The following is a 12,612-nucleotide window of genomic DNA, read 5'->3' on the forward strand; positions in this document are numbered from 1 at the left end:
TTAACTATTGGATTTCAATTTCAAATTGAAGCGGAGAATAAGGGAGAATCGTTTTGGTCCATGTTTTGCCATATCCTAATTTGGACGGGAACAGGATTAATGCTTTTTCGCCTTTTCTCAATTTTCTGATTGCCCTGTCGAATCCAGGAATGGTGTTTGGGCTACCAGTGACGAAGCTGCTCGTATTTTCATCGAATTTCGTGTCGTCGAGCAGCCTTCCTACATATTTTACATTCACCGATTTTCCTATTCCGATCGTGTCACCGGTTACAGTATTAGTTCTCACGATTACGAGGTTGTCGGGTGTTCTTTCCGACACGGTATAACCTTTTTTAGCGATAAAATCGTCGATCTGCTGCGGCTCGGTACGCGTTTTGATAAATTCAACTTCAAGGCGGATAGGTGAATAAGCGGGGATATTCACCCTATCCACGGCACCTGAGGCCAGGTAGAATGGCAGATAGAATGTCGCTTTTTCGCCGGTTCTCAATTTGAAAATTCCCAACTCAATACCTGGCCAGTATACACCACCGTAAACCGGTAGAGAAAATTCGGTTTTATTGTCCTCAGTAGAAGATATAACCTTGGTACCATTCAGCAGATAGCCGGTGTATTTGATGGTCGCCGCGTCGCCGATCTGCGCTTTTAAGCCGGCTGGGTTTGCCTTTCTGATAATATAATAATAGCCGGCAGAATCTCTCACTGCCTTCGAGCCTAAGCTGTCGGCTTGCAATGCGGCCTGGATAGCTGTTTCATTTTCGGCGATCTTCTCCTCATCCCTATTCGTCACATCTTTCATACAAGACGACAAGCTGACGACCACAGTCAATAGGATACACCAAACCAGATTAATACGCTTCATTTCTTTTCTAAGTAATTAATGGGAATGTTTTAGTTTTTGGGTAGACTCTGTGTGCCCGGGATTGGTTGTAATCACGAGTGAAAAACGTCGATTTTTACATTTTTTTCAAAGTATTTGCAAAATGGCGACAGCGGGCATTGGAAGCATTGCGGGTTGCGCGCGGTACACACGTAACGCCCGTGCAGGATAAGCCAGTGATGCGCCTTATGGATCAAATGCTTCGGAATGTGGCTCACCAGCTCCTTCTCCACGGCCAGTGGCGTCTTGGCGGTAAGCGGTACCAGACCGAGTCGGCGCGATACCCTGAATACGTGGGTGTCCACAGCCATTGCAGGCATGCTGAAAACGACGGAGGCAATCACATTCGCCGTTTTACGACCGACGCCAGGCATTTTCTGCAATTCTTCTACTGTTGATGGCACTTCCGAATGAAACTGTTCCACCAGCATTCTCGCCATGCCTACCAGGTGTTTGGCCTTGTTGTTGGGGTAGGAAATGGATCTGATATAGGTGAAAACCTCTTCCGCATTGGAAGCTGCGAGTGACTCGGGGTCCGGGAAGCGCTCAAAAAGTTTCGGTGTCACAATGTTCACGCGCTTGTCGGTACACTGCGCAGACAAGATTACGGCTACCAGCAGTTCATACGGGTTGGAATAATGCAGTTCGGTTTCGGGTTCCGGGAAATTTTGGGTAAAATAGTCCAGGAACAGCTTATAACGTTCTTTTCTTAACATAATACAATCATGGTCCTGCGAAGGGTTGAGTAACCGACACAGAAATCTAACGGAACCTGCGACGAGCGAACTGGCTGCCGGTTCAAATCTTAAAGGTAATGACAACTTCCAGCCACCGGACCGATGGCTGGATACAAAAAAACCTGCCGACCCGCCCTAGTAAAGGAGTGCAGCAGATTTTCTAGGAGAGAATTGTCGCGAATATCTGAAAACTTCTGAAATCACATTCTCGGAAGGAGTCCGCGTGATTTTATTCATCTGATTCTGGATTTCCAGGGAATCGAGATAAAAGTTCATCAAGTTGTCGTCAAGTGCGAGCGCCTCAACAATCTGTTCATTTTCATTCTCAGTTGTTTCGGCATATAAATACCTTACAACATCATCGTAGGTAAAGGTTTTTGTCATACTGTGGGGCACGTTGGTTAAATTGCTTACGCAGGTTTATCAACGCGTAACGCATTCTCCCCAATGCCGTATTAATACTCACACCCGTGGCATCCGCAATTTCCTGAAAGCTCATGTCCTCATAGTGGCGCATGATCAGAACTTGTTTCTGCACGTCGGGCAACCGCTGGATCATCTCCCGCAGCTGCTCATGTGTCTCCTGACGAATCTGGATCGACTCAACGGAATCTTCCGAAAAATCCAGCGTGTTGAAAACACTGCTCCCATCTTCGAACACTACATTGGGGTAGCGTTTATCGCGTCTGAAATAATCAATGGCGAGGTTGTGTGCGATACGTATAATCCATGGCAGGAACTTCCCTTCGTCGTTATATCTCCCACCTTTAATCGTGTCAACTGCTTTGATAAATGTATCCTGTAATAAATCTTCGGCTACATATTGATCCTTGACAATCAGATAAATAGTGGTGTATATTCTCGACTTATGGCGCTGAACAAGCTTTTCGAAAGCCTTCTCATTGCCCCGGATATACAATGTTACCAACTCACTGTCGCTAACTTGGACTTTCTCCATTTTCCTATTCGATTTAGTTAACGTAGAGCAGTTCGTCGATATTGTTTCTCCTTTCCGGTTTGGTGAAAAATTAGATGTGACTTTTTGGCATTTCGAATTATACGAATCAAAGAAATAGATTTGGAAAATCATTTGCAAATGTTTGACTTTCTTTTTGCAGAAAAATTATTTCCCGTTAACAGATGTTAACAAGTTGTGCATGTTTAAGATGCGTTACATTCGTTGTGAGGGGCGCGTAGACATATTAGAATAAATAATGGTATTTAATAAATAATCTACGATGTGCTTGTCGAGTTAGATCGATTTTTGTTCCCCGAAGACAAAATTTCTCAGCCGCGTATCGTAATTTCACTTTTCTTATAAAAATTGAATTTTTCCCAGAATGAAATACAGGCATATCTTCTTCGATCTGGACCACACACTTTGGGATTTTGAAAGAAATTCGTCCGAGTCACTGGAAGAAATTTTTCATCATCATCAGCTTACCCGCTACGGCATTCCCTCACTGGAAGCATTTGTGTGTTGTTTCCTTAAAATAAATACTGCGTTATGGGATGCATTCGACCGTGGACAGTTGCACCATAGCTATATACGTGAGAACCGTTTCAAAATGGTTTTCGAAGAACTAGGTGCCGAATGTCCGCCCGAGCATACAGAAATCGGAGAATTGTACCTCACGTCGCTGCCTACCAAAAAGCATTTGCTCGAAGGCGCACTCGATTTGCTGAATTACGTTTCCGAGGCAGGTTACGGCATGCACATTATCACCAATGGCTTCAATGAGGTTCAGGCACGGAAGATCGCCAGTTCGGAAATCGGCCACTTTTTTGAAAACGTGGTGACTTTCGAATCGGCCAGCGCTAAAAAGCCCGACCGGCGGATTTTTGAATTTGCATTGGAACTGGCGCAAACGACGGCGGAAGAAAGCCTGATGGTCGGCGACAACTGGATTGCGGATATTCAGGGGGCGAAGCAGGTGGGGATGGATACTGCCTATATGAATCCGGCCGGATTGCAGTTCGACGAGCAGCCTACTTACAATATCCGCAGGCTGGAAGAGCTCATACTTGTGCTTTAAGCGAAAATAGGTCCGTCAGGCAGGGTCCGCTTCGTAGTACCGGATATTCTTTTCTTTTAAAAACTGCTTGATCACATCCACATGCACGCATTGCCCGACATTCAGGAACGGATAATTGGAAACCCGCTTGCGATGCCCGTCGATGGTTACCTCGCGGTTGACCTGATCGAACCCCAAATGCAGGTGCCGCGTGGAACTTTGCATTCCGTAAATAATGCCGTTCTGGTCAAAGAGCGGGCCGCCGCTTTGGCCGCGTAGACCCGGGGTACTCATTTCGATGCCTACTACTTCGCTGTTATCGCCGATATGGCGGGTAATGATGCCGTCGATCGGGAAACTGGGGGTTTTGATTTTCCCCTCGGTGGTCCATTCGATATCTCCTGTATGCTTGTTGAACCGGTAATTGGTGAATTCGGGAAACGGATAGCCGAGCCGGCACAGGTAGCGGCCCTGCTTCACGAGCCTGGAATCTTTCAGAAAATGCGCGTGGGACTGGTACTGCTTCGATTCGTAATGCCGGAACTGAATGATTGCGAGGTCCTGGGTAGGGTGCAGGTGAACAGTGAGTCCTTTGTAGGCCGAAACGCAATGAATGAAATTGAAAAGTATGCGGATCGGGCTATCGGGCGCGATCTTGTATTGGGTTTCCAGCAAATTGCGTTGCGTGGCAAGGCCGGGATCTTTCTCGAATTTGCGCAGTTCCCCTTTGAATTTCAGGTAATTTTCATAAATGCTGTTGGCATAAAGGATCTGCCGCGCAACATGTCGGCACGTAACTGCGAAACCGTCTTCATTTACAAAAAACAATGTAGCCGTACCGGGAACGATGTCGCTTCCTGCGTAGTACCGAATGATAAAGTGAACCGGACGGGTAAACTGATCTATTTTTTCAATAGCATCAACAAACATAAAAAAACTGGCCGCAGCCGAATCGAACTAAGGGTGGGTAAAGGGAACGAGTGCCTCCGTCTGGTCCCAGCTAAGGACCATATTGACACCATTGGGGATTTCTTCAAAATAAATCTGGAATACTTCCTGCACCGACGGGCGGATCCGGATCGGTACTTCCACGCTCATGACATTTTTGCCGTCGTTGTAGTCCGTGCCCCATTGCCCGGTTTCGGAGTTGAGAATAATTTTCCAGCTGCTTTGCCCGGGCACCGAATAAAGCGAATAGGTACCGGCTTTCACCGGCTTGCCGCCCATGATCACATCTTCTTCAAATTCGATGAGCGTTGCCTCATTGGCACCGGTGCGCCACACTTTTCCGTAAGGCAGCAATGCTTTGTCTTGCTCCCTGCCGAAAATCAAACGGCCTTTTTTGCTGGGCTGCCCGTAAGATATGTTGAGTTTAACTCCGTTCTGACTGGTCTCCGCTACCGCCTCGGGGCTGAACGATTTGGTATATTTTCTAAGTCCCCAAAAGCCGGCAAATGCAATAATGATCAAGGCAAAGACAATCAGTAGAATTCTTTTCATAAATCAGGGGCAGAAGATTTTGTAGAAGGTGTAGCTCACCGAAAGGCGCACGTAAAAATAGGTATCTTTTACAGAAGGATCTCCTTGTTGGAGCTTGTCGGTGCTAGTTGGATCACCGCCCAGGTTGTCGAGGTAGTCCGTAAAGGTTTTGCGGGTACCATATTCCAGGCCGATGTTCCAAGGGCGGCGGATCTGGTACTTAATGCCTACACCATATGGCAGGACGAGACCGGAAGTTTTGTAAGATCCCGTCTGGATATTGGGGTTAAATTTGTTAAACCCAAGTCCGCCAAATACATAAGGGCTCCAATTGACTGCAAACCGGCGATCCTGGAAATTCAGGAAATTGTACTCTGCTACGGCATTTCCTTCAAAAACCGTGGTTCGGAACGACATATTTCTGGCTTTCTGAAACGGATCATCGCTTTTGCTATCGTCGGCACCGATGAGGCCTCCCGCAACTTCCGCGCGGAGAGATAATGCCTGATTTGGGTTGAAACGGAAGAAAAGACTTCCGGCCGGTTTGAAAAAACGAAAGCGAAAAGTCGGTGAAATGTCTCCCCGGTAATTGAAACCTCCGATTCCCGCACCAAGCTCGATTCTTTGGGCGCACACGTGTGAGACGGTCAGAAAAAAACAAATACCTGCCAGCGCTATGGCCGGCAAGTATCGTTTATTCAAATGTTTGAAAATGTATTTCAACGGGGTAAGTCGATTATCTCAGTGGCGGACATTTTATCTGCGAAGGCAGCATGTAATGGACGGTGATCATCCCGAACAGGTAAGCATCTTTTTGAGTCGGGCTGTTACCGCGATCGGTGCCGGGTGCGCCGAAACCGGTAGTAGGCAGCACTTGCAGCGGATTAGCCCCCTCCGGTAATACACCAGGATAGTTGGCATTGAGGAACTTGCCGATGCCTTCCGTGCGATCTACGCCTTTGCGCACCGCGATTTGTTCCGCAGTTCGGTTTGCCATATGCCCGGCCAACGGATCGTCCGCGAACAAAGCAGGGTCGGCGTAGGCGCCGTGTGCGTCGTCGAGGTAATCTGTAAACGTTTTGCGGTAACCCAGTTCAGCAGAAATATCGAATTTGGAATTGATTTTATACCGAACACCAATACCGACAGGGATAGCAAACTGTACGAGCGAATAAGGCTTGGCATACCCCTCATTACCCTGGCCCTCGGTGCCCAGCGGTTGCAATTTCACCCAGTCGCCTTTGAGCGAATCGAGTGCTTTCGGGTTATGCGCGGTAAGCGCGACGCCGGCGAACAGGTACCAGCCCAATTGAGGACGGCGATCGTAGCTGCGGTTGTCGGGTGTTAGTTTGTAAATACCCTGCACGGAAAACTCTTTAAGGTCATTGCGGAAATGCAGGTTCCGCGCGTAAAAAACACTCGTTTCGTGTTTCGAATCGCGGTTCATAATGTAATCGTCACCGGCGATTCTCGCGTAAATGAAACTGGCACGTGCGGCCAGGCGTGGCGTAAAGTGGCGTGTGTAGTTACCGCCGACACTCCAGCGGATCATTTTGAAGGTAGAAGACAACGGCCTGCGGTAGGGTGCCAAATCACCATAGTAGTTCGCTGTACCAATACCAAAACCTGCCGTAGAATAGGGGACGAAGAAACCTCTGCTTTGTGCTTTTACGTCTTTTGCAGACAGCAACAGCCCCAAAACCAGGGTTAAAGCCAACGCTCCGGATACTCTTCTCAAGTCGAAATTTCTACGCATTTTCAGATCGATTTTTTTGCAAAAATAGAATAGTTGTTGGTTTTCTTCAGGATGCAACACCATTTGAACGACAAATCTTCCTTATCATTGTGTACTCAAAAAGCGCCACAGAAATGATTTCGAGTAACCAGCTTCGGTTTTCTTATTCCGCTCAGAAAAAATTCAGCTTCCCCGATATCCACTGCAATGATAAGGAAACTCTGCTCATACTCGGCCAGTCGGGTAAAGGGAAGACGACATTGCTGCATTTGCTGGCATTACTGCTGACGCCGGAAGCGGGCGATGTCGTTATAGCCGGCAAATCTGTCAAAAACCTCACGCCGCAGGAAATTACTGCAACCCGAGCGAAAAACATCGGTATTATCTACCAGCGCCCGCATTTCGTGAGCTCGTTATCGGTGATGGACAATATCCTGCTTTCCAATTACCTCGCCAATCAGAGAGAAGACCGGCAAAAAGCGCGGCATCTGGCCGAGCAGCTCGGCTTTGTGGACCATTTATCCAAAAAGACAAACCAGCTCAGTCAGGGCGAACAGCAGCGCGTAAGCATTGCGCGGTCGTTGATGAACAATCCCAATATCATCCTCGCCGATGAACCCACGTCCAACCTCGACGACGACAATTGCCAGCGCGTAATCCAGCTTTTGAAGAAACAATCCGCGCAGATCGGCGCGAGCCTGGTGGTAGTAACCCATGACCAGCGCCTCAAAGACGAATTTTCGAACCAGGTTTTTTTGTAAAATATATGAACCTATTCAAGATCAGCATTGCCAATCTTAAAGAAAAAAAGCTAAACAGCTTTCTGAGTGCATTGCTGCTAACCCTCGGCATCGGCATGATATCCCTGCTTTTGCTCCTGAACAAACAGCTCGACGAGCAATTCAAACGTAACCTGAAAGGCATCGACATGGTGGTAGGCGCCAAGGGAAGCCCGTTACAGGTAATCCTTTCCAGCATTTACCAGATCGACGCGCCTACCGGGAATATTCCGCTCGCCGAGGTGAATGCATTGCGCAAAAACCCGTTCGTAAAAACGGTGATCCCGCTCTCGATGGGCGATAATTACCAGGGCTTCCGCATTCTGGGCACGACGCCGAAGTATGTCGAACATTTCAGTGCAAAACTCGCCGAAGGACATTTATATAACGCGTCGATGGAAGTGACGATCGGCAGCAAGGTAGCGCGCGATTCGAAACTGAAAATCGGGGACCAGTTTTCCGGTTCGCATGGTCTGGATTCGGAGGGCGAGAAGCATGAGGATAAGAAATACAAGGTAGTAGGCATATTCCAGCCGAGCGGTACCGTGGTGGACCAGCTCATTATCACCCGTCTTTCGAGCGTATGGGACATTCACGCGCATTCGGAAGGTGCCAATGTACCTGCTGTGGCCGAAGTGGAGCACAGCGATAACCAAACGCACGTAGATCCCGAGCCGGATGAGGAAGGTAAGGAAGTAACCAGCGCATTGATCCAGTTCCGCAACCCGATGGGCCTCATTACCATTCCCCGGCAGATCAACGACAATACCTCGATGCAGGCCGCATTGCCCAGCATTGAGATCAACCGGCTCTTTTCATTGTTAGGAGTAGGAATTGAAACATTAAGAACCCTTGCATTGATCATTATCTCCATAGCGGGCGTGAGCGTTTTCATATCGCTTTACAATTCATTAAAAGACAGAAAATATGAAATGGCGCTGATGCTTTCCATGGGGGCCACACGCACGAGGCTGTTCCTGATGCTGCTGATTGAAGGGTTATCACTCGCCGTGATCGGCTTTTTCGCGGGCATTATCGCGAGCCGCGTCGGTTTGTGGGTGTTTTCCCAATCGGCTGAGCAGGACTTTCACTACTCGCTGGGCAAATTTGCATTGTTACCGGAAGAGATTTACCTGTTTTTCGGCGCATTGGCTATCGGTGTGGTAGCGGCTGCATTACCGTCGCTGGGCATTTACCGGCTGAATATCTCGCGGACACTGGCGGAGGAATAATAATGTGTGTAAATTTGTTAAACCGGTACAACTCATTGTAATACAAAATTCGAATACTGATGAAATCTGTCAAAATCAGCATATTACTCTTCTGCATCGTCTCGCTATTCGCTTTCAAACCGGCCGTTGAACCGGTGAAACTGACCTGGGAAACCCTGCGGGATGTGACTTTTAAGAAGAAATGGTATGCCGAAGAATCGATCTACATGCTGCACCCGACATTCGGGCCGAGCGTGCAGAAGCTGAAAAACCAGCAGGTTTCGATTACCGGTTACATTCTGCCGGTGGATCTGGAAGCGAATTTGTACGTACTTTCCGCATTTCCGTTCAGCGCATGTTTTTTCTGCGGCGGTGCCGGCCCGGAAACGGTCATGACCCTGAATTTCAAGAAGAAGGATGGAAGGAAGTTCAAAACCGACGAACGCCTTACTTTCACCGGTACATTGAAACTCAATGCCGATGATATTTACCAGATGAACTACATTCTGGACGGCGCGGAGATTACCAAATGATCAGACGCCGATCAGGCGCCAAACTCCTGAGATAAAGAATAATACGAGTCCTACGGGCGTGAGCACCTTCCAGCCCAGGTACATTAACTGGTCTACGCGCAGGCGCGGAAGCGTCCAGCGCGCCCACATCTGTATGAGAATGCCGAACAGGGCTTTCGACAACAGCCAGAAAATACCTGTCACATAGCCAAAGAATGTGCCCGGCTCGCCGCTCGTCCAGTCCGCCAGTTTCAAAGGGCCGATATTCGGCAGCGGCGTATTCCAGCTTCCAAGAAAAAGAATAGCCCCCAGCAGCGACACGAGCAGCATCATGCCGTATTCCGAGAGCATGAACAATGCCCAGCGCATGCCGGAATATTCGGTGTGAAAACCTGCTACCAGCTCCGATTCGCCTTCGGGAAGATCGAAAGGCGCGCGGTTACATTCGGCTAGCGTCGCGATGAAGAAGACGACGTAGGCGATCAGCAGGAATGGATTGCGAACGATATTCCAGGACAAAAACCCTCCGACACCGGTAACGTCGATACCCAACTCCCGCATACCGAAAAGGTACATCGTTTCGGGTGTGTAAATGCCTTGCTGATAGCTGATAACCTGCAAATCGAGCGTTTGGGTGAGCATTACGACACATAATATCGAGAGACCCAGCGGTATTTCGTAAGAAACGATCTGTGCCACGGCACGCATCGCACCATACAATGCAAATTTGTTATTGGAACCCCAACCGGCCATCAGCAGCCCGATTACATCCACAGATACGATCGTCAACAGGAAGAACACGCCCACGGCTGCGCCCGAACCGGCCAGTTCCGGCGCAAGCGGTACCACGGCAAACCCTGCAAAAACGGATATGAAAATGACAAAGGGAGCGATCAGAAACAGTCGCTTATCGGCGGCTTTGGGTACAATGTCCTCTTTTTGAAGCAGTTTGAGCAAGTCGGCGAAGAGCTGCAACAGCCCCCATTTACCTACTTCCATAGGCCCCAGACGGTCCTGAATGAAGGCCGAAACCTTCCGTTCCAGATACACACCGATCACGACGAAGCCGGGGACGAGCAGGAGGAAAATGATGAGCGTAAAAGGCATTAAATGCTATGCGGACATTGGTTTGACGCAAAAGTAAGTAAAAAACTTACTCGTCTTCGTCTGTTTGCCCCTTATATCCCGATTCCTGCAAAATTCGGCCCGCATTATCGATGGCCATGAGATCGGTAAGCTTTGTATCGGGATTTTCGGCCTGGAACCGGCTCACGATCCGCCAGCCAACCCACCGGCCGATGGCGCCAGGTACTTTGTTGCCGATTTCAGTCGTGAATGGGCGGTCGTCGATAAACTTGCGCTTTTTCAGATCGCTTTTTTCGTAGAGTAGTTTGCTGGAAATGAAGTATGCCCAAATATCCGTCTGGCTGTTATAGGTTCTTCGCAGATCTTCTTCCGAATAGCCGATAATGAGGCTGTCGGGCGTTTGCGGCATGATTTGCTTCACAAATTCATAACCCTTACCGTAGCCGATCATATCCGAAAGCAAGGTCTGGTCGCCTACATTCATGTAATTGAATTGATTGGATTCAAAGAAAACGATCGACGGGACAATGTACTCGCGTTGGTAGCGACGGAGCTGATAATCATATACGTTGGGCCGGTAACGCGCCGCCGGACCGCCGAAATAATCGAGGCCGATGACGATCAGCGAATCGGAAATATACAGGTCGTTGCCGGTGAAGCCCGTCACAATAAAATCGACCTCAGGAATTCTGAATTGGGGATAATGGTATTTAATTTGCTTGAATGCATCGGTAAGCGGGTTCAGAATGCGGGTTTTGCGGTCGCCGATGATTGAATCCAGCTGTGCGCGAAATGCCTGTAAATCGGGATTTTGAATAATTGTAAACAAATGCGCCGCCAGTTTGCCCGGCTCGACAGCTGCATCCGTAAAATAGTCCTGCGCCAAATAGGGATGGCTATCGAGGAACTTTTGTACGTCTTCCACCGATTTGCAGGAGAACAGCTCCTCGTCGAGATTTTTGGAAACTAGTTCAAACCGGATATTGCTCGTATCAGCCTCCTTGCGCTGGTCGGTTTTACAAGAAAATTGGAGGAAAGCTACGAACAGAATGCACAGTAAGGACCTGAAATAAACCATTTGGCGGAGAGAATATATGTCGGAACAAGTTTCAAAAGTAGAAAAAAAACGCATAAGCATCCTGGGCTGCGGCTGGCTGGGGTTTCCATTAGCTAAACGGTTACTCGGCAGCGGTATTACATCGCAGGTGAAAGGTAGCACCACATCCGAGGCGAAGCTCGATCAGTTTGCCGCTGCCGGTATCGACGGCGTCCTGCTGCCATTAAATCCGGAAACCGGCCTAGATAAGGGCATTTTGGATGCATTTTTCGATGCCGACATTATCGTGATCTCCATCCCGCCGCGAACGTCCCAAAATGTGGCCGGCAACTATTCCACGCAAATGCAGATGGTAGCCGGGGCAATCCGAAGGTCAGCGGCAAAGGAAGTAATTTTTATAAGCTCAACCGGCGTTTACCGTGATCTGAGCCAAACCGCCGTGGAGCCGGATGTACAACTGCCCGAGCATTCAGCCCAGCCCGAAATGGTGGCGGCCGAAAATGCAATTGCCGCATTAAGGCCTGAGAAAACGGTTACTATCCTCCGGCTAAGCGGCCTGCTGGGCTACAACCGCATTCCCGGCAAATATGTACAAGGGCAAAAGGACATGACGACCGGCGATATTCCCGTCAACTACATCCATCGTGACGATGCGGCCGGCATTATTAAAGCCATTATGGAGCAAGGCATTCAGAACGAAACGTTTAACATTACCGCTCCTTTTCACCCGACACGCAGCGAAGTGTACGTGGATTCCTGCGCACAATTCGGCTGGGAAGCGCCAACATTCAAAATGCCGGATCAGCACCCGCCGTTCAAGTTGATTTCAGGCGATAAATTTTCGAAAACCTACCAATACGAATTTAAATACCCCGATCCACTGCTGTTTCATTATGAGAGTTTATGAGTTTCGAGTTTATGAGTTTAGAGTCAAGAGTTTAAAGTATTGAGTTCAGAGAACTTAACTCCTGAACCTTAAACTCATAAACTCTAAACTCCTGAACCTTAAACTCTAAACTCTAAACTCATAAACTTATAAACTCATAAACTCCCAACTCTCACAAACGCAAAAAATCCGCAAGGATTAGTCCTGCGGATTTTATTATTTATAAACCAAAAAG

At 48.4% G+C, this 12,612-nt stretch carries 14 protein-coding genes; 5 read left to right on the top strand and 9 right to left on the bottom strand.

What is annotated here, in order from left to right; all coding sequences use genetic code 11:
• Window positions 1–4 precede the first annotated feature (4 nt).
• From BLQ88_RS11205 to BLQ88_RS11220, 3 genes are all read right to left on the bottom strand, one after another.
• Entirely contained in the window at window positions 5–862 is an 858-nt protein-coding gene (locus BLQ88_RS11205; protein WP_090149343.1) for an FKBP-type peptidyl-prolyl cis-trans isomerase, read from the bottom strand.
• 71 nt (window positions 863–933) lie between these two features.
• The gene (gene nth, locus BLQ88_RS11210; protein ID WP_090149344.1) at window positions 934–1,596 is read right to left on the bottom strand and encodes an endonuclease III; all 663 of its coding nucleotides are present in this window, start codon (window positions 1,594–1,596) and stop codon (window positions 934–936) included.
• Between the two features lie 379 nt (window positions 1,597–1,975).
• Entirely contained in the window at window positions 1,976–2,575 is a 600-nt protein-coding gene (locus BLQ88_RS11220; protein ID WP_015813074.1) for an RNA polymerase sigma factor, read from the bottom strand.
• A 382-nt stretch (window positions 2,576–2,957) separates the two neighbouring features.
• Here BLQ88_RS11220 and BLQ88_RS11225 point away from each other — a divergent pair, with 382 nt between their 5' ends.
• Entirely contained in the window at window positions 2,958–3,653 is a 696-nt protein-coding gene (locus BLQ88_RS11225) for a YjjG family noncanonical pyrimidine nucleotidase (RefSeq protein ID WP_090149350.1), read from the top strand.
• A 15-nt stretch (window positions 3,654–3,668) separates the two neighbouring features.
• Here BLQ88_RS11225 and BLQ88_RS11230 read toward each other — a convergent pair whose 3' ends face one another.
• Genes BLQ88_RS11230 through BLQ88_RS11245 form a run of 4 tightly spaced genes read right to left on the bottom strand, consistent with a single transcriptional unit; the run spans window position 3,669 to window position 6,867 of the window.
• Window positions 3,669–4,562, bottom strand: a complete 894-nt coding sequence (locus tag BLQ88_RS11230; protein ID WP_090149352.1) for a S1 family peptidase — start codon at window positions 4,560–4,562, stop codon at window positions 3,669–3,671.
• A gap of 27 nt (window positions 4,563–4,589) precedes the next feature.
• A complete protein-coding gene (locus tag BLQ88_RS11235; RefSeq protein ID WP_090149354.1) occupies window positions 4,590–5,132 on the bottom strand; it encodes a DUF2911 domain-containing protein in 543 nt (180 codons plus the stop codon).
• Between the two features lie 3 nt (window positions 5,133–5,135).
• On the bottom strand, window positions 5,136–5,813 hold the full coding sequence (porG, locus tag BLQ88_RS11240; RefSeq protein WP_229212665.1) for a type IX secretion system protein PorG: 678 nt from the start codon (window positions 5,811–5,813) through the stop codon (window positions 5,136–5,138).
• A gap of 34 nt (window positions 5,814–5,847) precedes the next feature.
• Window positions 5,848–6,867 carry an outer membrane beta-barrel protein gene (locus BLQ88_RS11245; protein WP_229212666.1) on the bottom strand — a complete coding sequence of 340 codons (1,020 nt, stop codon included), beginning with the start codon at window positions 6,865–6,867 and terminating at the stop codon, window positions 5,848–5,850.
• Between the two features lie 113 nt (window positions 6,868–6,980).
• Between BLQ88_RS11245 and BLQ88_RS11250 the strand changes: the two genes are divergently transcribed.
• From BLQ88_RS11250 to BLQ88_RS11260, 3 genes are read left to right on the top strand one after another with little or no spacing between them, the layout of a single operon-like run.
• A complete protein-coding gene (locus BLQ88_RS11250; RefSeq protein ID WP_090149358.1) occupies window positions 6,981–7,607 on the top strand; it encodes an ABC transporter ATP-binding protein in 627 nt (208 codons plus the stop codon).
• A 5-nt stretch (window positions 7,608–7,612) separates the two neighbouring features.
• The gene (locus BLQ88_RS11255; protein WP_090149361.1) at window positions 7,613–8,857 is read left to right on the top strand and encodes an ABC transporter permease; all 1,245 of its coding nucleotides are present in this window, start codon (window positions 7,613–7,615) and stop codon (window positions 8,855–8,857) included.
• 59 nt (window positions 8,858–8,916) lie between these two features.
• Complete coding sequence (locus BLQ88_RS11260) at window positions 8,917–9,369, top strand: DUF3299 domain-containing protein (protein ID WP_090149364.1); 453 nt, start codon at window positions 8,917–8,919, stop codon at window positions 9,367–9,369.
• Here BLQ88_RS11260 and BLQ88_RS11265 read toward each other — a convergent pair whose 3' ends face one another.
• Window positions 9,370–10,455: a complex I subunit 1/NuoH family protein gene (locus BLQ88_RS11265; protein ID WP_090149367.1), complete on the bottom strand. Its 1,086-nt coding sequence runs from the start codon at window positions 10,453–10,455 to the stop codon at window positions 9,370–9,372.
• Between the two features lie 46 nt (window positions 10,456–10,501).
• A complete protein-coding gene (locus BLQ88_RS11270; protein WP_090149369.1) occupies window positions 10,502–11,512 on the bottom strand; it encodes a gliding motility protein GldB-related protein in 1,011 nt (336 codons plus the stop codon).
• A gap of 16 nt (window positions 11,513–11,528) precedes the next feature.
• Between BLQ88_RS11270 and BLQ88_RS11275 the strand changes: the two genes are divergently transcribed.
• On the top strand, window positions 11,529–12,398 hold the full coding sequence (locus tag BLQ88_RS11275; protein ID WP_090149371.1) for an NAD(P)-binding domain-containing protein: 870 nt from the start codon (window positions 11,529–11,531) through the stop codon (window positions 12,396–12,398).
• The last annotated feature ends 214 nt before the right edge of the window (window positions 12,399–12,612 follow it).

This window comes from Dyadobacter soli (assembly GCF_900101885.1).
GTDB classification, from domain to species: Bacteria; Bacteroidota; Bacteroidia; order Cytophagales; family Spirosomataceae; genus Dyadobacter; species Dyadobacter soli.